This window comes from Shewanella chilikensis (assembly GCF_037953065.1).
Taxonomy (GTDB): Bacteria; Pseudomonadota; Gammaproteobacteria; order Enterobacterales; family Shewanellaceae; genus Shewanella; species Shewanella chilikensis.
In genome coordinates this window covers 4,512,858-4,533,173 of the sequence record NZ_CP149966.1, presented here as the reverse complement: position 1 = coordinate 4,533,173, position 20,316 = coordinate 4,512,858, and the positions used below count along the sequence as shown (strand labels likewise).

The 20,316-nt window shown below is 51.1% G+C and carries 16 protein-coding genes; 2 read left to right on the top strand and 14 right to left on the bottom strand.

Features of this window, described 5'->3' with window-relative positions; genetic code table 11:
* Positions 1-18: 18 nt before the first annotated feature.
* From WKR14_RS20360 to WKR14_RS20340, 5 genes are all read right to left on the bottom strand, one after another.
* Positions 19-783, bottom strand: a complete 765-nt coding sequence (locus WKR14_RS20360; RefSeq protein WP_339087122.1) for an outer membrane protein OmpK — start codon at positions 781-783, stop codon at positions 19-21.
* A 278-nt stretch (positions 784-1,061) separates the two neighbouring features.
* A complete protein-coding gene (locus tag WKR14_RS20355; RefSeq protein WP_101054231.1) occupies positions 1,062-2,273 on the bottom strand; it encodes a sensor histidine kinase in 1,212 nt (403 codons plus the stop codon).
* Positions 2,274-2,275: 2 nt separating this feature from the next.
* Complete coding sequence (locus tag WKR14_RS20350) at positions 2,276-2,938, bottom strand: response regulator transcription factor (protein WP_025010621.1); 663 nt, start codon at positions 2,936-2,938, stop codon at positions 2,276-2,278.
* Position 2,939: 1 nt separating this feature from the next.
* The gene (locus tag WKR14_RS20345) at positions 2,940-3,680 is read right to left on the bottom strand and encodes a helix-turn-helix transcriptional regulator (protein ID WP_101054234.1); all 741 of its coding nucleotides are present in this window, start codon (positions 3,678-3,680) and stop codon (positions 2,940-2,942) included.
* 432 nt (positions 3,681-4,112) lie between these two features.
* On the bottom strand, positions 4,113-5,765 hold the full coding sequence (locus WKR14_RS20340) for an aromatic amino acid ammonia-lyase (protein ID WP_339087121.1): 1,653 nt from the start codon (positions 5,763-5,765) through the stop codon (positions 4,113-4,115).
* 443 nt (positions 5,766-6,208) lie between these two features.
* Here WKR14_RS20340 and WKR14_RS20335 point away from each other — a divergent pair, with 443 nt between their 5' ends.
* Together WKR14_RS20335 and WKR14_RS20330 are read left to right on the top strand one after the other, a co-directional pair.
* Positions 6,209-8,029, top strand: coding sequence for a M14 family metallopeptidase (locus tag WKR14_RS20335; RefSeq protein ID WP_101054241.1), 1,821 nt, complete (start codon positions 6,209-6,211; stop codon positions 8,027-8,029).
* 32 nt (positions 8,030-8,061) lie between these two features.
* Positions 8,062-8,478: a GFA family protein gene (locus WKR14_RS20330; RefSeq protein ID WP_101054244.1), complete on the top strand. Its 417-nt coding sequence runs from the start codon at positions 8,062-8,064 to the stop codon at positions 8,476-8,478.
* 54 nt (positions 8,479-8,532) lie between these two features.
* Here WKR14_RS20330 and WKR14_RS20325 read toward each other — a convergent pair whose 3' ends face one another.
* The 9 genes from WKR14_RS20325 to fdh3B (WKR14_RS20285) all read right to left on the bottom strand — a co-directional run bounded on the left by WKR14_RS20325 (position 8,533) and on the right by fdh3B (WKR14_RS20285) (position 20,308).
* Positions 8,533-9,858 (bottom strand): IS4 family transposase, encoded by a 1,326-nt coding sequence (locus WKR14_RS20325; RefSeq protein ID WP_117200635.1) that lies wholly within the window; start codon positions 9,856-9,858, stop codon positions 8,533-8,535.
* A 124-nt stretch (positions 9,859-9,982) separates the two neighbouring features.
* Positions 9,983-11,320 (bottom strand): coproporphyrinogen III oxidase family protein, encoded by a 1,338-nt coding sequence (locus WKR14_RS20320; protein WP_339087119.1) that lies wholly within the window; start codon positions 11,318-11,320, stop codon positions 9,983-9,985.
* Between the two features lie 257 nt (positions 11,321-11,577).
* Positions 11,578-13,164 (bottom strand): methyl-accepting chemotaxis protein, encoded by a 1,587-nt coding sequence (locus tag WKR14_RS20315; RefSeq protein ID WP_165565893.1) that lies wholly within the window; start codon positions 13,162-13,164, stop codon positions 11,578-11,580.
* A gap of 429 nt (positions 13,165-13,593) precedes the next feature.
* Complete coding sequence (locus WKR14_RS20310; RefSeq protein ID WP_101054252.1) at positions 13,594-14,574, bottom strand: formate dehydrogenase subunit gamma; 981 nt, start codon at positions 14,572-14,574, stop codon at positions 13,594-13,596.
* 53 nt (positions 14,575-14,627) lie between these two features.
* On the bottom strand, positions 14,628-15,197 hold the full coding sequence (gene fdh3B / locus WKR14_RS20305) for a formate dehydrogenase FDH3 subunit beta (RefSeq protein ID WP_025010615.1): 570 nt from the start codon (positions 15,195-15,197) through the stop codon (positions 14,628-14,630).
* A gap of 29 nt (positions 15,198-15,226) precedes the next feature.
* Positions 15,227-18,079 (bottom strand): molybdopterin-dependent oxidoreductase, encoded by a 2,853-nt coding sequence (locus tag WKR14_RS20300; protein ID WP_101054255.1) that lies wholly within the window; start codon positions 18,077-18,079, stop codon positions 15,227-15,229.
* An 18-nt stretch (positions 18,080-18,097) separates the two neighbouring features.
* Positions 18,098-18,295, bottom strand: a complete 198-nt coding sequence (locus tag WKR14_RS20295; protein ID WP_101054258.1) for a twin-arginine translocation signal domain-containing protein — start codon at positions 18,293-18,295, stop codon at positions 18,098-18,100.
* 372 nt (positions 18,296-18,667) lie between these two features.
* A complete protein-coding gene (locus tag WKR14_RS20290) occupies positions 18,668-19,666 on the bottom strand; it encodes a formate dehydrogenase subunit gamma (protein WP_039035147.1) in 999 nt (332 codons plus the stop codon).
* A gap of 45 nt (positions 19,667-19,711) precedes the next feature.
* Positions 19,712-20,308 (bottom strand): formate dehydrogenase FDH3 subunit beta, encoded by a 597-nt coding sequence (gene fdh3B / locus WKR14_RS20285; RefSeq protein ID WP_039035146.1) that lies wholly within the window; start codon positions 20,306-20,308, stop codon positions 19,712-19,714.
* Between the last annotated feature and the right edge of the window lie 8 nt (positions 20,309-20,316).

Here is a 20,316-nt window from a genome sequence, read left to right as displayed (position 1 = left end):
GGGAGCCTGGCTCCATTGTTAAAACTGGTATCCGAAAGCCAACCCATACTCGATACCGTCGTTGTACTGTGCGCCCCAGCTATCGTACTGAGTCAGGTGCAATTTGCCGTAGAAGGCATCGGTAAAGTGGGTCTGCCATCCCAGAATGATCTGGTGCCCATAGCTGTCGTAACTAAACAGCTTTTGGTGCTCTTCGTCCCTGTCTATCTGCGCTTCGTAGTTGACGGATAAGTTATGCTTCAATCCGGCAAAACTCAGCGGGTATTTGGCGTTGAGCACCAGGGCGTAACCTGAAATGTCATTGAAGTTCTCATCTGTTGGTGAGAAATGACCAAAGGTATAGTTGAAGCCAACCCCATAGTTCAGTGCCAAATTGCCAAACTTACTGTTGTGCGTAACCCCCAGATAAAGGTTGTCTTCGACCAGAGTCTCACTGGCAGAGATAAAGTTCTGGGCCCAAAAGTTAAAGCTGCTTTCACCCAGTTTGTGCTCTATGATTGCCAATGCCTTTAGAGTGGTTTTACCATCTTCATTCTTCTGGTTTTCTGCGACTTCCCCCGGATTCTCCAGCTTGATATTAGCGAAATAACTACCCCAATCGGCCAAACCCAAATGATTCAGCTTGAGAAAGGGCTGGTTAAAGACGCCAGGGTTATCATCTTCGGTATCACTGGTATAAAATTTATAACCAAGATCCAGGCTGGTTTTGGTCACATCGGCCTGCACATTGGCAGAAAATGCCATAGCCAGTGCCACTCCACTCAACAACCATTTTGAGTTCATAATATTTCCTCAGACAAATACAATGCCAAGCAATTGAAAAATTTAAACACATGAATTAGACGAGAAAATAATAATTAATTGTTACCAATAACTGCTGTGATCTTGGTCGATTACAATCCTTAAAAAAATAAACTATGTGGTTTAAGGAAGTAGGTGATAAGAGAACATAAATTAAGTGAAAATTCCGTCAAATAAATTAAAAAGAGACAGCCAAAGCCATCTCTTTTTAAAATAATAATAGCCAATCTATAAATGTAGGGCTTAGTTCACACTTTCCTTTAGTCTGTAATTTCTATCTCGGCAATAAACATTTGTGGAGATCTATATTCCTTGAATTGCCAGCCCAGCTGTTTAGCCAGCCGTTTGACCAACATAAGTCCCAGACCAAAGCCCCTAAGACCATCTTGTAAGGTCGAGTTACTGACCCTGATACGTTTACCTCTCTGCTCCACCTTTACCTCACCTGTGCCATGTTCGAGTGCGTTACGCAGCAGATTATTGAGCATGATGGACAGAGGCTCTTTTAACGCCTGAAGTTGGGTATCGTCGCAGTCCAACTGAATCACGCCCTGCTTGCCCTGAGCATGTTCCTGCTCGGTGGCCAACTGTTGCAGCAATTCAGCCGGCATCAAAGATTGTTTCTCCAGCTGAGTGCTGCTCTTGTTGGTGAGCCAAAGCAGAGTTTCTATGATGGATTTCATCTGCGCAGTCGCCTGGCTGGCGGCCAATACAGGCCCGGTCAGCTTGCCCCACTGCAGGGTGAGCAGCTCAAAGGATGACTGGCAGATAGCCACAGGAGTACGCAGTTCGTGGCTGGCAAAGCGCAGGAAGTTGAGCTCCCTCTGTTGCGCTTTTTGTAATTGCTGCAACGAAGTATTGAGAGCATCCACTATCGATTGCAGCTCGGCATAGCCTTGTTTGGGAAAACTGAAGCCATTCATGCTTTGCCAGTCGTGTTGCTTGATCGCCTGACTGATTTTGTGCACCGGGGTGATCACTTGCTTTTGCATATGAAACGCCAAGCTGGCCACCACCCCGAAGGTCATCACTATCAGCAATAAAATGGCGGTCATGTTCTTGGGCGCAAAAACAAGATCATGGGTGGCATCATAATGCAGCCATAGATACAGCGGCTGGCCTGAAGCCGTGTAGTGGACACTCAAGGCATCGATATAGGGGCCATCAAGATGCTGGTAGCGGATACCCGTTTCTGCAGTGGGAGGCTGAAAGTCATTGATGGCTTTTATCTTATCCGGTACCCGCTGCCAGTCGGCAAACACACTGATGTTGTCGGTATCCAGCTCGGTACTGCCTTGGGTAAATACCGCCTCGGCTGCCTGGCCTGCGTTATGCAAGGTGATTTCATGCATGGAAAACATGCCGGTGCACATCATGCAAAGGGGAATGATGCTATTGATGGCCAGAGTGACCGCCAGAAAAATAAGCCCATAAATTTGATAGCTGCGCTTGAGGCTGAACTTGGGCATCATCTTCAGTCACTCCTCAGGCAGAGTCCTACCCCGCGAATAGTGTGGATTAACTGGCTGTCGAACGGTTTATCCACCACCCGCCGCAGCAGATGCAAATGGCTGCGCAAGCTGTCGCTGTCAGGAGGGCAATCGGGCCAGAGCATACGCTCTATCTCTTCCCGCTCCACGGTTTCCGGGCTGCGGCGAGCCAGTAAGGCCAGTATCTGCCAGCCGGTGCGGCTCAGGGACAACAACTGCCCTTGGCGATAGGCCTCGTGTTTGCCAAAGTCCATCTCTAGCTCACCCAGTTGTAATCTTGGAGGTGCCGGACGGCGCTGAGCCACGACTCTTAGGCGGGCCACCAGCTCCTCCATGGCGAAGGGTTTGATCAGATAATCATCGGCGCCGGCATCAAAGCCGCTCAACCTGTCATCCAGACCACTGCGGGCGGTGAGCATGATCACCGGAGTAGTCATACACTGGGCCTTCCAGCCCTGACATGCTCGCACACCGTCCCCGTCGGGCAAGTTGAGATCCAGCACCACCACATCGAAATGCTGCTGTCTCAGCAGTTCATTGGCTTGAGCCAGGGTTTCGGCATAGTCACATTCAATGCCCTTTATCGCCAGGTACTGAATGATATTGTTTGCCAACAGACGATTATCTTCGACCAGCAGTATTAACATGTCAGATCAACTCAAATTGATGGGCCAGATGGATCAGATTTGCCCTGTTGCTGGCACCCAGTTTTTTACGCATTGACTCCATATGGTATTCAACCCCACGGACACTAATGTGCAGTCGATCAGAGATCTCATGATTTTGCAGTCCGGTTGCCGCCATTCGCAGCACTTTTCTGGCATTGGCCTTGAAGATCCTGCTTTGCAGAAACGGGTTGAATCTCTGTCTGTCATGTTCAAACAGCAGGCTTTGGGCCAAGATCAAGGTTTGCTGTAAGCGTTCAGTGGCCGGTTTGGGATGGCCCGACGCCAGTAGTGTGAAACGACCAAACCAAGTCGGGTTGGCATAGCTGGGCACGGGGAAGCTCAGAACAGTGTCATAACCATGTTTGGCGAACAGGATTTTTACCGGGTCATCCTCTTGCCAGCGGTAACACCAGGCTTTATCGGCGCTTAAAGACTCGGCGAAATTATTGTCGCTGCGGGCATAGTGTTCCAGATAGTACTGTTGCAGGGTTGCTATCCGACAGGAGGACGCCAATGACGCGATTGGCCGGCGTAGCCACACGGGGGCGAATAGGCCTTGATTTCCCGGGTGTTCCAAATACTCCCTGGCGTTGCTTGGTAGCCCTTGAAACCAAAATCCCTGGAATCCCTGCGCGGCAATCAAAGGACCGACGGTTTGCAGCACTTGCTTTAAACTGCTCTCTGCTTCTGTGAGTGCAGTCTTGTTCAATACTGTACTCATGCGATTACTCCTCAAGAACAAGAATCAAAGCTAAAATAACCTAGGCTATGAAGTGAACAAAGATAGTTGAAACAGATATATAGGCTAGGCTACAAAAATGTAACTCTATGTAAATTCGTCGGTTATTTTGACGTTATTTTGACATCGATTGTTCTATGGTGCCAAAACAAGCAGCAAGTTGGATATAGCGTACGCTTGACTCTAAGGCGACTGCTATGGCCTCAAGAACGCTAAACATCTTCTCGTATTGGTTAAACTGCCTAGCAGCAGTCCGCATCAGGTCCCCATGAGTATTCCACCACCAAGGTGGCTCATTATGTCTGAATCCAAGACATCTGAAATTCAGTGCTCAAAAACCCATTGAGCAAAGGCTATTTCCGGTTCTCTCAATATACGAGCCCCGGAGGTCAATCCTACCGGGGCTTGGTTTTCTTAGAACTTCATCAGGAATTGCGTCGAGGCCTCGACATCTGGGGTAAACAACCTGTCCTTGTCGTAGTAAGCCACCTGTTTGCGCAGCGCCTTTAACAGTTGCTCATTCTGGGGTGACAACTGCCTGTGGTTAACTTTCTTCTGCAGGTCCATCGCCTGGGCCACCTGCATCAGCTCAAAGCCATAGATGCGTGCCACACCATCCACCACCTTGCTGAGATTCTTGCCGGCCTGGAAGTAGTTGCTGAAGTTATCCTCAATGCCGCCTTGGTTGGCTATACCATAGAAGGACACGGGGTTGGCCGCATGGGCTATTTCGACAAACAGGGCGGTGAAACCATTTTGTAAAGTATAGAAAGCTTGCCCATTGGCATCATCAGGGTCGACTAGGGCTCTTGGTAAACCTGTGAAGTAAGGGTCAATCAACTTGATCTGGCGGTTGCTGGAGTATTTGCCCAACTGCGCCATGGCATTGATAAAGGCCTCGGTCTGGGACGCCAATTGGATAGTATCGAAGTTGGCAGAGGAGTTAACTGCTCCTGATACCGGCCCTTGGGTAAAATACTGTGCCACTTGTGGGGTATCGGCGTAACGTCCGGGTTTGGCATTGATGTAAACCGTAGGATTATCATCAGAGCTGTTGATCTGAATATTCACCAAGGTTTCCAACTGTTGCAGCTGCGACATGGCATGGGCCACAGGCCAGTGAGCACCGCGATAGGATAGCGCATCCTGCAACGGCCGCTTTTCGTCGCGCTGGAATAGATATCCACCCTCCAGATTGGCCAAAATCTCTTGACCTACTTTCTCGACATTAGGCATAGGTCTGGCCGCCAGGGTATGAGGCAACAGAGGGCTGATATTGCCGTTGATCCCTTCAAGGGCTGCAGCAATGAGTCTCGGAGAGAATTGGATGATCTGGCGGGCATCACCAATAGCATTGACTACCTGTGCCGTTGCCAGAGCATTATTGGACAGAATCGAGAGTGAATCCTTACCGAAAGGTACCAACGGCTTGATGCCGGCTTGTTTCATCGCTTTGGCGGCAGACATCCGCTGACCTTTGTAGAACACATCCCACTCGCCCATCATGGCGGCACCTATGTGTGAGGCCAGCAGAATATCACTCAGTCCCACAGAGCCATCTTCCGGCACAACGGGAATAATGTCTTCGTTGATAAACTCCTGGTAGATGCCGGCCACGTCCGGCTGTACACCAACATGTCCCGTGGCTATCTGATTCAAACGAATCATCATCGCCATTTTCACGGTTTCCGGCGCTATGGGTTGGCCGCTGGCCGCCGAGTGGGTAAACAGCATGTTACGGTTAAAATCTTCCGATAGTTTGCGGGCTTCGGCACTCAAAGAACCGTCTTTGCCGAATACCGGGGTGTCCTTGTTCTTGCCTACCCCAACGGTGAGTCCGTAGACCGGCGTGCCTTGACGGGCAGAATCTATCAGGAGTTCATGACTGGCATGAATTGTCTTTTGCGCTTCTTTGCTCAGAGCCACCTGTACTTGTTTATCTTTCAGCTGCAGTAGCTGCTCTATTTTGAGTGACTGACCATCCAGGGTAATCACCTCTGCCGCAGAAGCGCACCCCAGGGGTAAAGCCACTGCCGAAACTATCAATATATTGGATAAGCCTCTCATCAATACTGTTCTCCAAGAATTAAATGACTTTATCAGAACTTATTAATGTGAACGCCAAAAACGCTATTGATAATTTAAATGGCTGCCACATTAAATCACTACTTTACTTATATAAGTTATTTATCCAGCCGCTAATAAATGCTGGTATAAATATAAGATTCTTTTTTAATTTTCTCAGTTAAGAAATTACAACACAGGAAATAACTAAAGAAGCGAGATTGGATATTTATTCAGACTGGACTGCAAATATGTAAATTACTGCTATTGCATGCCATTTTTTGACATTACTTTGACGAAACAAAATTTAGGGAGGTGCAGTTTGCTTTCATTGTTATAACCACAACAGAAAGGGAGAGTCACTCCGGGTGACTTGCAGGGCTGAGTAAATTGGTGAAAGATAGAGCGCTTCAACAATAACAATTATCCTGTACCCGGAGCCTTTCATGCGCATGCTGTCCCTGCTCTGGCTCGCTGTCGCGACGTTACCCGGCGCCGCACTTGCCGAACCAGCCACCCAAGCCAACACCTACATCAATGATGCCATTTTGCCGCCGCTCAAACCCTGGAGTGGTGCCAGCGAGGCCTTAATGCGCCCAGCCGACGACAGCTGGGCCACGCCGTTTGAGCAATCCGGCGGTATTGAAAGCCCAAGTTATCAGCAAACCTTTGCCTGGCTGGATAGGCTGATGACCCAGAGCAACAAGCTTAACAAGGTGAGCCTGGGCAAGAGCCCCCAAGGCCGGGATATCTGGATGATAGTGGCCAGCGCCGAAGGTGCCGCCACCCCGGCACAGCTGAGACGCAACCACAAGCCCAATGTTCTGGTGCAAGCCGGGATCCACTCGGGTGAAATTGATGGCAAAGATGCCGGCATGATGTTATTGCGGGATATCATAGTCGGCGACAAGGCCGAGCTGTTGGAACAGGTCAACCTGCTGTTTGTGCCGATTTTCAGTGTCGATGCGCACGAGCGCTCCAGCCAAAGCAACCGGGTTAACCAACGCGGCCCGCTGAACATGGGCTGGCGAACCACCAGCCAAAACATCAACCTCAATCGTGACTACGCCAAGGCCGATAGCATAGAGATGCAACACATGCTGACCGCCATCAACGACTGGCAGCCGCAGCTGTATATCGATGTGCATGTCACCGACGGTATCGACTACCAATATGATGTGACCTTTGGTTACAACCTGTCTCAGGGGCTGAGTCCCGCCGGCTACAACTGGCTACAACAGGAATATCGCCCGGCGATAGAACAGGCTCTGACCCAGGCAGGTCATATCCCGGGGCCCTTGGTCTTCGCCTTGGACAATACCGATTTGAGCAAGGGCATGTCACTGTGGAATGCTTCGGCCCGCTACTCCAACGGCTATGGCGATGCCAGACACCTGCCGACAATATTGATTGAAAATCACAGCCTCAAACCGTTCCGGCAACGGGTACTGGGCACTTATGTGATGCTGGAGCAAACCCTCAAGACGGTGGGCGCCAAAGCGACCAAGTTGCGCGCGGCGATAGAGAAAGATAAGTACCGCTATCCACGACTGGTGACCCTGACCTGGAAGTCACAAAAGCAGCCGCAGGGCTGGGATTTCAAAGGCATAGACTATCAACTGGAACAGAGCTCTGTTTCGGGCAAACAAGTGGTGCGCTGGACTGGTGAGCCTAAGCTTTATCCCAACCTGCCGGTAATAGGCAACACAGAGGCAGATATTAGGGTCAGTCGCCCGGCCGCTTACTATATTCCGCCTCAGTGGCAAGAGGCGATTGCCAAGCTATCGCTGCACGGCATTCGTATGAGCCGCCTGGAACAACCTCAAACACTGAAGCTGCAACAGTATCGCCTCAGCGAACCCCAGTTCGCCGCCAGTGACTATGAAGGCCGCCAAAGAGTCAGTGCCAAAGCCAAACTGGAAAAGGTTGAACTCACCTTACCCGTCGGTACCGTCAAAATAAGCACTGAGCAGCCGCTTGGCGATCTGGCGATGATACTGCTGGAGCCGCAATCGCCCGACTCACTGCTGCAGTGGGGTCTGTTCAACACCATATTCACCCGCACCGAATATATTGAGGACTACGCGGTTGAACCTTTGGCACAACAGATGCTGGCCAACTCCAAAGCGCTCCAGGCTGAATTTGACCAGGCGCTCAAAGACCCGGCTTTTGCCGCCGATGCCAAGGCCAGACTGCGTTGGTTCTACGAGCGCAGCCCTTACTATGACAAGGCTTACCAGGCTTATCCCGTCTATCGCGCCAGATAGGCCCTGACAATAAGCTATCCAGGAGTCGAGCGATGAAGCAGCAGAATGAGTTACAGGGAGGCTGCCTGTGCGGCGCCATACGTTATCGGCTCGAGGGTGAACCGTTCGATGCCGACCACTGTTACTGCAGTCAATGCCGTAAGAGCACAGGGGCTGTGGTGGGCAGTTGGATGGACTTCAGGCTGGAGCAACTCACTTGGCAGGGGGAAGCCGTGCGGGAATATGCCTCTTCGGCCAAGATCTGCCGCGGCTTTTGTCCGAATTGTGGCACCAGCCTGAGTTATCGCAGTCTCGACCATCCCGAATTTATCAGCTTGAGTATTGCTTCTTTGGATGACCCAGACAGGGTGGCACCCAGATATCATATCTACTGCGCCGACAAACCCGCCTGGCTGCAGATTACTGACGACTGCCCCCGTTATCCCGGCAATCGCAGTCAAGGCGGCTAGCCGTCGGCAGAAGCGTAATGGCGCAATAAAAAATCCGCTCTGTGGTAATGCCGTTCACTTAGTGTGAACGGCATTTTTCTTAGGCTTAATGGGATACTTGTTTTTACTCATTTTTAACGCACGTGGATAGGCTCTATCCCGTTTCCCATCAAGCTTGAACTGCCTCGCATTACGCACTATGTCCAAGACATCTCTCGGGACATTCCCAGGCGTTTGAGATGACAGCTGAGTCAGTTTAAAAATGATATAACTCGATGCATCTCTAAAGCTTAATTGGTTCGGATGTAACGACGGTAAGCTTTTAGCCATCAACACCATCTTGTATCTGATGAGGTTATAGGCCAACAGTACTCCCCACAATTCTTGGATAACCAGCTCTGGCAATTGACTGCGTAACGTAAAGCGACTCTCCAGAAGATGCTGCTTCATCTCCCGATAGCCCACTTCTATCTCCCATCGATGGGCATATAAATCCGCTATCTCTGCCCCCGGATAACGCAATGGGTCCGTTAATGACGTCAAAATGGAAACCGACTTACCTTTTATCGTCTTCGTCAGTAAGCGAGCTTCAATATTGTCAGGCAGCATAGGCCACTTCTTTCTGGCTTGAGGCGTGGTGGTTAACCGCACCAGTTGGTCGTGTTTTCCTAAAGAGCGTACCACTTCATATTGTGTCCCTTTCTTCAACGGCAGCAGCCAGTGACTGTTAGGTTGAGCCTGTTGCCAGGCGTGCAAAAGTCCCAACGAATAAAAGCCTCTGTCAAACAGCGTCAGGCTGTTATTGGGGATGCTTGATATCAATTCGGCGGCTAAATTCATTTCACTGACAGCAACAGAATCAAAGGCACTGTTCAATACCAAGTGGCTGCTTAGCTCCATCATGCAAACCATGCGAATTTGCGGATAGGCTGCATCACCAGAAGCGTTGGCAGTTTTGGCAAAGGCCTGATTGTTTTGCTCGCTATCAGGTGTTCGCCACACGACACCATCGACCCCATAGAGGTTAAGCCCACACCAATGAGGATGCTCTGCTCTTTCATGCCAGGTCTTGGCACTTCGCTTAAACACATCCCGAACAACATCAGAGCCCAGCCGTTTGCGCGCTTGCGTGACAGCACTGCGAGCAACGTAATCCACCTCTTGAGGTAAGACGATATCAAGCTTATTGATGAGTGAACGGACGGACTCGCCTCTGAACAGAGCCATACCAATCACCGCCCAAATCATGGCATCCATAGGTAACTTACGTCGCCTTAAACTGGCAACACCATGTGAATCAAGGCACGACTGAATTAACTCAGGCTCAAGCACATCGGCCAGACAGGTGAATTCGGTAAGACGATTGATATGAGTACGCGCCAAAGCTTCTGAAAGTTGCATAAAAAAATCCGATGACATGGGGTCATCGGATTTTGATCCTTTCAGTGAGATCGTCAAGCGATCTGTCTTAACTGATCGGCATTACGCTCTGTGGCGGATTTTTTATCATTGATTGAGTCAAAGCTTACATATCACAAGGCTTCAGCGGTTTACGCAGCTGCGCCCGGACATTATCCATACCGGAGTAAAACTCTTTCATCATCAGCAGACCCATCATCTTGCCGTTATCGGTAATGATCAGCTCATCCGGATTTTTAGGGTCATTCTTGATGGCGCCAATCAGCTTCATTGAGCTCATCTCTTTGAACAGCGCCGTGTCCAGATTAACGCCAAAGGTATCGCGGAAATACTTGCGTGATAGACGGCCAGAGAACATCCCCAGCAGGAAACGATACTGCATCACATCTTTCTTGCTGTACTGCTTTTGCTGCTCAACACCCATTTTGCCGCTGGCGATCCGCTCCTGATACTTGCGCAGCGAGAAAGTATTCACATGCAGGGTATCGTTGAGGAAACTGAATGAGCCTGAACCCACACCCAGATATTCGTCGTAGTCGATAACGTACTCGTCAAAGCCCTCATCGTTGGCCTTACCAAAGGCCCAGGCCGACAACTGGTTGTACTGGCCATTGAGGGTATTGAGGATCATCCGGTACTGGTTGGCCATATCGGCCTGCGGCGCAGCCAGTTTCCCTTTGACGCTCTTGCGGGTCTGGTGGGTGATCATCAGGGGATAAGTGGTGATCTGGCGTGGATCCAGTCTGGAAGCCATATCCAAGTCATGCTGGATCACTTCGTCTGTCTGACCGCGGAAACCGAAGATCAGATCGACATTGATAATAGGAAACAGCTCTTTGGCGGCCATGATCTTGTCGAATGTCTGCTGGCCGGTACCGAACTTTTCCAACCTGTCTGTCATCTTGAGGATGTCATCATTAAAGCTCTGCACCCCGATGGACATGCGGTCAACCAAGCCCTTGAGTTGTTTAAAACCAGGGCTGTCCAGGTGCTGAGGGTCCGATTCACAGGAGACTTCCTTGATGGAAGGGAACAGGGTCTTGGCATACTCGATAGTGCGCGCCAGTTCATCTTCCAGCACAGTCGTAGTGCCGCCGCCTATGTACATGGACTCGAAGTCATAGCCCAACTGCTTGACCATATCCATCTCTTTACGTAGCGCCACAAAATAAGCGCGGGCCTTGTCTTCCTTGAACAGGAAACGATGGAAGGTACAGTAAGAGCAAAGCGTGTGACAGAAAGGGATATGGGCATAGAGCATGTATTTCTTGCCCTCTACCGGTGCCGGCATCACATCCGCAGAAATAGTGTCCAGCCTCAGGTTCTTATCAACATAGTACTGCATCACCCGCTCCATAGCCCCCAGCATCCAGTTGGGTACTGTGATATTGGCTTGGTATGGGGTGACCAGTTTGCGATCGAGAGTTTGGATAATTGACGACATAAGGCTTCCTGTTAGTTTTGCTAATCCTTAGATACCACAATCAGTTAGATTATTTCCAAGGTACTGCCAGCTGTTTGTAGACTACCTCCTGTGGAGTAGTCAAAACGTGAACTGGCTAGAAGATAACAATACCTATCAGTATCGGAAGTGATGTTTTGTTAAGCAGATCATGTTTTAGCATTAACGTATGAAAAATCAACCTTTCGAGGGGTGTCTTTACATCAGGCAACAAAAAGGGGTCCTTAGACCCCTTATATTCAGTTGAGCTTAAACTGTCTGACCACGCTGGTGAGCTGATCTTTGGCGGCTGCCAGCGCCGCTGTGCTGCCGAGTGTCGCTTTACCGCTCTGATTCAGCTCCTCAACCATTTCGCGAATAACGCTGAGGTTGCGGGTAATCTCTTCAGAAACAGAACTCTGCTCTTCGGCGGCCGTAGCTATCTGAGTGCTGAGGCCATTGATATCAAACACATGCTCGGTCAGCCCCTGCAGACTTTCGGCCACCAGTGTCGTGGTATCGGCCGTTGCCTGACAGCTTTGGCGGGTACGATTCATGGCATTGACTGCAGAATCGGCGCCTTGACGCAGCTGCTCCAACATATTGTTGATCTCTGAAGTACTGGCCTGGGTGCGTGCTGCCAATGCCCTGACTTCATCGGCCACTACGGCAAAGCCGCGCCCTTGTTCACCAGCACGGGCCGCTTCAATGGCCGCATTCAGTGCCAACAGGTTGGTTTGCTCGGCAATCTCACCTATTACGTCCAGTACGCCGGCTATTCTGCGGGTGCTCTCATCCATCTCGGCTATGGTCTGGGAGGCACAGTCGACCTCGCTGACCAGCGCCATCACATTGTTGGAAGCCTGTTCGACCGCCTGACGAGATTCATCTCCTTGAGCTCTGGCCTTATCGGTCAACTGCGCTGCTGAAGCAGCATCGTTGGCAACCCCTTGGGCGGTAGCGCTCATTTCTTCAACTGCAGTGACGACCTGGTCAGTTTCCAAGGCGTGGGCCTGCAACGCGGCCGAGTTGGACTCAGACTGCACATTGAGCTCACCGACCTGTTGCGCCATATGTTCAGAAGCTTGGGCAATTTCGCGGATCATGGCTTGTAATCTGTCACTGAGCTGATCCAGATCGGCCGCCAGAGTGCAGAGTTCATTCTTGCCCTGGATCCCTATCTTATGGGTCAGATCCCCTACCGCCAGTCTGGCGACAGATTGCTGGATCCGGCTGACAATAGCCACCAGATGGCGGCTCATTAAGAGTGCCATCAGCAGGGAGGTCACTATGGCAAACAGGATAAGTCCGAGCAAAATGGCTTCGGCATTATCTACCTCGGAAACCGTCATTTCACCTAATTCCTGGTTACGCTTGGTTATCTGCGCCACCAGTTGATTGATCTCGGCACTTACTTCAGGGCCCAGATCTCGCCTTATCGGCGTCAGGACCGGCTCTGTGTCGGTTCGCTCGGCCAATGCCAACTCATCGAAGTAGAGGCGGGTGTATCTGTCGATCCCTGGTTTGAGGATGGCAATTCGCGCGCCGGCATCGTTCATAAAGGCAGTGTCAAATTGGCTCAGTCGGGCTATCAGGTCATGCACCTTATCCTGATGCATGCGTACCCCTTGAGTGTTGTGCACCAGGGAAGCCAGTCGCAGTTGATAGAACTCTTCGCGGATCCCGGCGAAAGTTTCGGTCAGATTGTTGTTGTTCACCAGACGTTCACTGACGTCATTGAGTTGAAAAAATGCACGATAAGCAAAGATGCCGATCACTATCAGTAGCACACTGGACAGCAAAGACGGCAGCATGGATAGCATGCTGGTTCGAGTATTATTGATCATGATGGTATCTGATTGAGTGAAGGGAGTTTGTGTAAGTTTGTTACGTTTGTAGAAGTATTTTACATGTGGGTGATTAAATAATCAATTTTCCACAAACAGCGAAATTGCTTTCAAGCAATTATCTTTAAAGCTTTTTGTTTTGTTTTGGGTGTATTTTTTGCGTCTGAAGGGGATATCGGTTAATCACTTTTTTGTATTGTTGTGTAATTATGTTACTTTTCGCTGTTTGCCGCTGGGAAAATAAGCGCTGGATTAAAATAAATTAATCTTAAAAAACAGTTAATTAAAGATTTAAGCCAACAAAGTAACTTTATATTTCTCTTTAGCTGGCATAAGTACAGAATATAAAAAAATCACCTTGATATTTTTCATTTTTGATAAAAAAGCCGTGTCTGTTGACACGGCTTTTCAGTAGAGTGAGTGCTGACCTTAGTCTCTGTATTTCAGAGTACCGTTGGCCTTGATCTCGTCATACCACAGGTTGTGGTGTTGAGTTGCCCAGTTTTCATCACAGTAACCGGAAATCATACACTCCATACCACCCTCAGACATAACAGTCGCCATGAAGATATGCACTATGGAGAAGGCACAGATGATGATGGCACTGATTGAGTGCAATATCAGAGCTATCAGGCTCAGGGTACGGCTGGGTTCAAACAGGTTGGGGAACAACAGCAGCATGCCTGAAGCAGAGATGATCAGCCCAAAGAAAGCAAAGGCCCAGAACCACATCTTCTCACCGGCGTTGGCAAAGCCGGCATCAGGGTGTTTGCCCTTGAAAGGCCCGAAGTTGATGTAACCACCCACTACCATGAACCACTTGACGTCATACATCTTGGGCAACTGGTTCTTGGCCCACAACAGCGTCATCAGCGCCCAACCGAACATGAAGGGAATCGCCATCACGTCGTGCACTTGCTTGGCGCCATTCACCAGAGAAGCCCAGAAGCCTTCACCCAGATACGGCTGGAAGAAGAAACGCCCTGCCAGCAGCACCAAGCCGGTGAGGATCAGCAGTAAGCAGGGAATCGCCCCCAGCCAGTGAATGCTCACATCAAACTTGGACCAGCGATGTACCATCTTGCCGGAGAAACCATGGTGCAGTTTGGAAATACCGTTAACCATGATAAACAGGGCAAAGATGATGATCATACCGAACAGGGCCAGCATCAACCCGGGAGCCAGCCAGTCGCTGCGCAGTTCCAGTACCCGCAGATCATAGGTGTTGATCGGCTGGTTGTGGAACTGACTGTCGGATGTCGTATAACCCGTTGCCCCATCCTTGAGCTGAGCCCAGATCTGGGCATCGCTCGCTTGTGGTTCCACTGGTGCATCAGCACCATTGGCGAAGCATATGGCGCTGAACATGAGCGCAATAGCCAAGCCTATGTGTTTGAACCATTTGTTCATATTAACCTCTCTCACCGGCCCAGCTAAGCCGGGCCGGATATTCGTGCCGTCTGTTACTTCCAGGCGCCGTTTTCGGCACCGCGATAAGCCACACGCTCACGGTAGATGCCGGAAACCACTTCCGCATCACCGGCCAGCAGGGCCTTGGTTGCACAGAGCTCGGCGCACATAGGCAACTTGCCTTCCGCAATACGGTTGGCACCGTATTTCTGACGCTCGGCGTCCGAATGGTTTTCTTCTGGACCACCGGCACAGAAGGTACATTTGTCCATCTTGCCGCGGGAGCCGAAGGCACCTGATTTCGGGAACTGAGGTGCGCCGAATGGACAAGCATAGAGACAGTAACCACAACCGATACAAGTATCTTTGTTGTGCAGCACTATGCCGTCTTCGGTGCGGTAGAAGCAGTTGGCAGGACATACGGCCATACAAGGCGCGTCGCTGCAATGCATACAAGCCACAGAGATAGAGGCCTCGCCGGGCTGACCATCCTTGATGGTCACCACGCGGCGACGTTGGATACCCCACTCGAGAGCGGAGTCGTTTTCGTTTTTACAAGCGGTGACACAGCCATTACATTCAATGCAGCGCTTGGTATCACACAGAAATTTCATTGTAGCCATAGTGGCAATTCTCCTCGCTTAAGCTGCACTTATGCTTTGACGATCTGACAAAGCGACGCCTTGGTTTCCTGCATCTGAGTCACTGGGTCATAACCATAGGTCAGCGCAGTGTTACAGGATTCGCCCAATACGTAAGGCACTGTGCCTTCCGGATAGTTGGGCTCCAGGCTCTCGCCGTGCATGATCCCGGCAAAGTGGTAAGGCATCCAGGTCACACCAGGTTTAACCCTTGGGGTCACCATGGCTTGAACCAGAATGCGGCCGCCTTCGGCGCCTTCCAGCCATACCTTCTCACCGTCACGGATACCGCGGTCGGCAGCGTCACCAGGGTTGATCTCAACGAACATCTCCTGCTGCAGCTCTGCCAGCCATGGGTTGGCACGTGATTCTTCACCACCACCCTCGTATTCCACCAGACGACCGGAAGTCAGTACCAGTGGGTACTTGCCACTGACATCTTTCTCCTGGATAGACTTGTACAGAGTCGGTAGACGATGTACTTGCATATCATCGTAGGTTGGATACTTGGCTACCAGATCGCGACGGGCTGTGTACAGCGGCTCGCGGTGTACTGGCACCTGATCAGGGAAGGTCCACACGATACAACGGGCCTTGGCGTTACCGAATGGGATACAACCGTGCTTGACGGCAACCCGGACAATACCGCCGGAAAGGTCGGTCTTCCAGTTCTTGCCTTCGGCTTCGGCTTTCTCTTCAGCAGTCAGCTCGTCCCACCAGCCCAATTGCTTGAGCAGCTTGTCGGAGAACTCAGGATAACCGTCCTGGATTTCAGCACCTTTGGAGAAGGAGCCTTCGGCCAGCAGGTTCTTGCCTTGATATTCCACACCGTAACGGGCACGGAAGTTACCGCCACCGTCTTTGACGTGCTTGCTTGTGTTATAGAGGATCTGGGTACCTGGGTGCTTCATCTCAGGTGTACCCCAACATGGCCAAGGCAGACCATAGGTTTCGCCCTTGCATGGGCCACCTTCGGCTTCCAAAGTTTTGTTGGAGAAAGTGCCCCAGTTCATGGTGTGAGCCTTAATACGCTCAGGGCTCTGGCCGGACATACCGATAGTCCACATACCGCGGTTGATTTCGCGGGTGATGTCTTCAATCAGAGGCAGACCATTTTCTTTCTTGATACGCTTGGTGTACTGCTCGGCGAAGCCCAGTTTCTGTGCCAGACGATACATGATTTCAATATCTGTCTTGGACTCAAACAACGGCTCAATAACCTGCTCACGCCATTGGATAGAACGGCCTGAGTTGGAGATGGAACCACGGGTTTCAAACTGAGTCGCGGCAGGCAGCAGGTAGACGCCATCTTTACGACGGTGCATAACACCGGCCATAGTTGGGAATGGGTCAACAACAACGACTGTATCCATCTTGTCCAGTGCATCACGCACGTCGCGCTGACGGGTTTCAGTGTTGACAGACTGACCCCAGAAGAAGGCCAAACGCACGTTGTCTTTCTGTGCCAGCTTCTGCTTGTCTTCCAACACACCGTCGTGCCAACGGGAACAAGGAATACCCGGAGTCGTCATAGGTTCGCGGCCCAGGTAAGTACCCTGGTCGAAGCGGCTCTTCATCCACTCCATATCCAGATCCCATACGTGGGTCCAGTGTTGCCATGCCGCAGTGGTCAGGCCGTAGTAACCTGGCAGGTTATCGAACAGCAGACCCAGGTCGGTAGCGCCCTGTACGTTATCGTGACCACGGAAAATGTTGGTACCACCACCGGAAACACCCATGTTACCCAGAGCCAGCTGCAGGATACAGTAAGCACGGGTGTTGGCATTACCTACGTGGTGCTGGGTACCACCCATACACCAAACTACAGTGCCTGGACGGTTATCGGCCATCATCTTGGCGGCCTGGTACAGGTATTCTTCGCTACAGCCAGTGATGTTGGCCACTTCTTTAGGTGGGAACTTCTTGGCTTCTGCACGGATGGTTTCCATCTCGAACACACGTTCTTTGATGAAGGTCTTGTCTTCCCAGCCGTTTTCGAAGATATGCCACAACATACCGTAGATAAATGGAATGTCGGTACCCGGACGGATAGAGCAATGCAGATCGGCATGAGCCGCGGTGCGGGAGAAGCGTGGATCAACCACGATCAGCTTGGCATTGTTCTTCTCTTTGGCGATCAGAATGTGCTGCATGGAAACAGGGTGTGCTTCTGCAGGGTTGGCACCAATGAAGAAGATGGCGCGGGCATTCTGAATGTCGTTGAAAGAGTTGGTTTGCGCACCATAGCCCCAGGTGTTGGCCACACCGGCTACAGTGGTAGAGTGACAAATACGGGCAGAGTGGTCGACGTTGTTGGTACCCCACATGGCGGCCAGCTTACGATACATGTAGCAGCCTTCGTTGGAGAACTTTGCACTACCCATAAAGTAAACAGAATCCGGACCCGATTCCTGGCGGATCTTCAGCATCTTGTCACCAACTTCGTTGATGGCCTGATCCCAGCTGATACGCTTCCACTTACCGCCTTCAAGCTTCATTGGATACTTGAGACGCTTCTCACCATGGCCGTGCTCGCGCAGTGCAGCACCTTTGGCACAGTGACCACCGGCGTTGAACGGGTGATCGAAGGCAGGCTCCTGACCAGTCCAAACACCGTTTTGTACTTCGGCATACAAACCACAACCTACGGCACAGGCACTACAAATAGTGCGTTTGACTTCGATAGGCGCATCATGAGGTACATCTTTGGCTTCGGCACGACGTATCATGCCGGTACCCAGCATAGAGGCGGCAGCAATACCGCCGGCAGTAATACCGGCATTTTTCATAAACTGACGACGGCTGATCCCCAGTTTGGGTTTGTCGGCCTTAGGGGCGACATTGGATGTGCGAGTTAACTTCATCGCTTGAGATCTCCTGGATTAGCTACGCAGGCTGTTGTAATAGCTGCGGATATGCGCTGTTTCGTGATAGCCCTTTGTCGCGGACTTCGCTTCAACAGGCTCATTGGCCTGAGCGGCGCTCACCCCTGTTGCAGCAATCGCGGCACCCGCGGCACTGCCTATGGTGATAGCCTTCAGCAGGGATCTGCGGTTCAGATCTGGCTTCTGGTCTTTCATCTTCGCTCCTGATAATTTTCCCCCGCACTGCGGGTGACTCGACTCTTTTTTGTGCACTCCAGCCTATTAACAACTCAAGCTGCGCTTATGTACAAAAAAGGTAAAAAATCCGTTATATATGAATGGAGTCCTTCTTTAAGCATGGGCAATATAAGGCTTTGCAAGAGTATGGGTTTTGATCTGGGACAGTTTGAATGTAAGCCCCATGGGAGCGGCTGTTCAAAGCGTTAACTGCTTCAAACTTTCAATAAAAGGAAAATAGCGAAAGTATCAGGAGAGTGTGGATTCTGAAGTAAATAATGTTAAAAAACAGATCATAAAAAAACACCCCGGCAGGCCGGGGTGTTTGCAGTCTTAAATCAGCTCAGGGGCTCAATTCTCTCGATATTTGAGCGTACCGTTGGCCTTGATTTCGTCGTACCAGACATTGTGGTGCTGCATCGCCCAGTTTTCATCACAGTAACCGGACTTCATACACTCCATACCGCCCTCGGACAGTACGGTCGCCATCCAGATATGCACTATGGTGAAGGCGATGATCAGAATTGCACTGATACCATGCACCAACAGCGCCGCCATCGAGGCTTCGCGGGGCAAATCCAGGTTGGGCAACACCATCATGATGCCGGAAATGCTGATAAAAAGACCGAAAATGGCCAGGGTCCAGAACCACATCTTCTCACCGGCGTTGGCAAAACCCGAATCCGGGTGCTTACCCTTGAAGGGGCCGAAGTTGATGTAGCCTCCCACCAGCATGAACCACTTGAGGTCATAGCTCTTGAACAGCTGATCCGGCATCCATTTCACCACCAGTACCGCCCAGGAGACGATAAACAGTGGCCCGACCCAGTCGTGGATCGTCTTGGAGCCATAGATCAGTGCTGCCCAAATATCGCCACTGACATAGGGTTGCAGCACATGCTTGCCCAACATGATGTTGAGCCCGGTGAAGATCAGGATAAGACAGCTGATCGCCACTACCCAGTGGATAATCAGGTCTGCCTTACTCCAGCGGAACACCAACTTACCGGAAAAGCCGTGATGCAGCTTGGATGGGCCATTCACCAGGTAAAAGAGCACGAACGCCCCAAACACGCCGACTACGGCTATTGCCATAACGGGTGTCAGGTACTGATTGCGCAGCTCCTTGCCCTGATTGCCGGCCACGTTGATCAGCACGCCGGTTTCAACGCCTTTAGCTGTGGTATAGCCGGATTCACCGGATTTTACCGCGCGCCAAAGATCGGCCTCACTGGTTTGCGCCTGTTGCTGGCTCGACTGTTCATCGGCGGCCATGGCTGTGGAAGCAAACCCCAGCCCGGCAACCAATACCAGCAGAGCGAACAGACTGCGCAGTGATTTGATTAACATAGTCACTCCTCGTCAGGGTGGGCCTTAGCCCACCCTCGCTCTGTCTCAGTTGATCTCACCGGTCTTGGGATTGTAGCCCCAAATTACATCAGGGTTACCCCGGGCGGCCATCCGCTCACGATAGATGTTGGATACCACTTCCGCGTCACCGGCCAGCAGCGCCTTGGTGGAGCAAAGCTCGGCACACATAGGCAGCTTACCTTCGGCGATACGGTTGGCACCGTACTTCTTGCGCTCGGCTTCAGAGAAGTTTTCCTCTGGACCACCGGCACAGAATGTACATTTATCCATCTTGCCGCGACTGCCGAAGGCGGTCTTTTTCGGGAACTGAGGCGCCCCGAAAGGACAGGCATAGAAGCAGTAACCACAACCGATACAGGTATCTTTGTTGTGCAGCACTATGCCATCGTCAGTGCGGTAGAAGCAGTCTGCAGGACACACGGCCATACAAGGCGCGTCGGTACAATGCATACAGGCAACTGAAATGGACGCTTCACCGGGCTGGCCATCATTGATGGTTACCACGCGGCGACGCTGGATACCCCACTCGAGCGCGGAGTCGTTTTCGTTTTTACAGGCTGTGACGCAACCGTTACACTCGATGCAGCGCTTGGTGTCACATAAGAATTTCATGACTGCCATAATGGCTT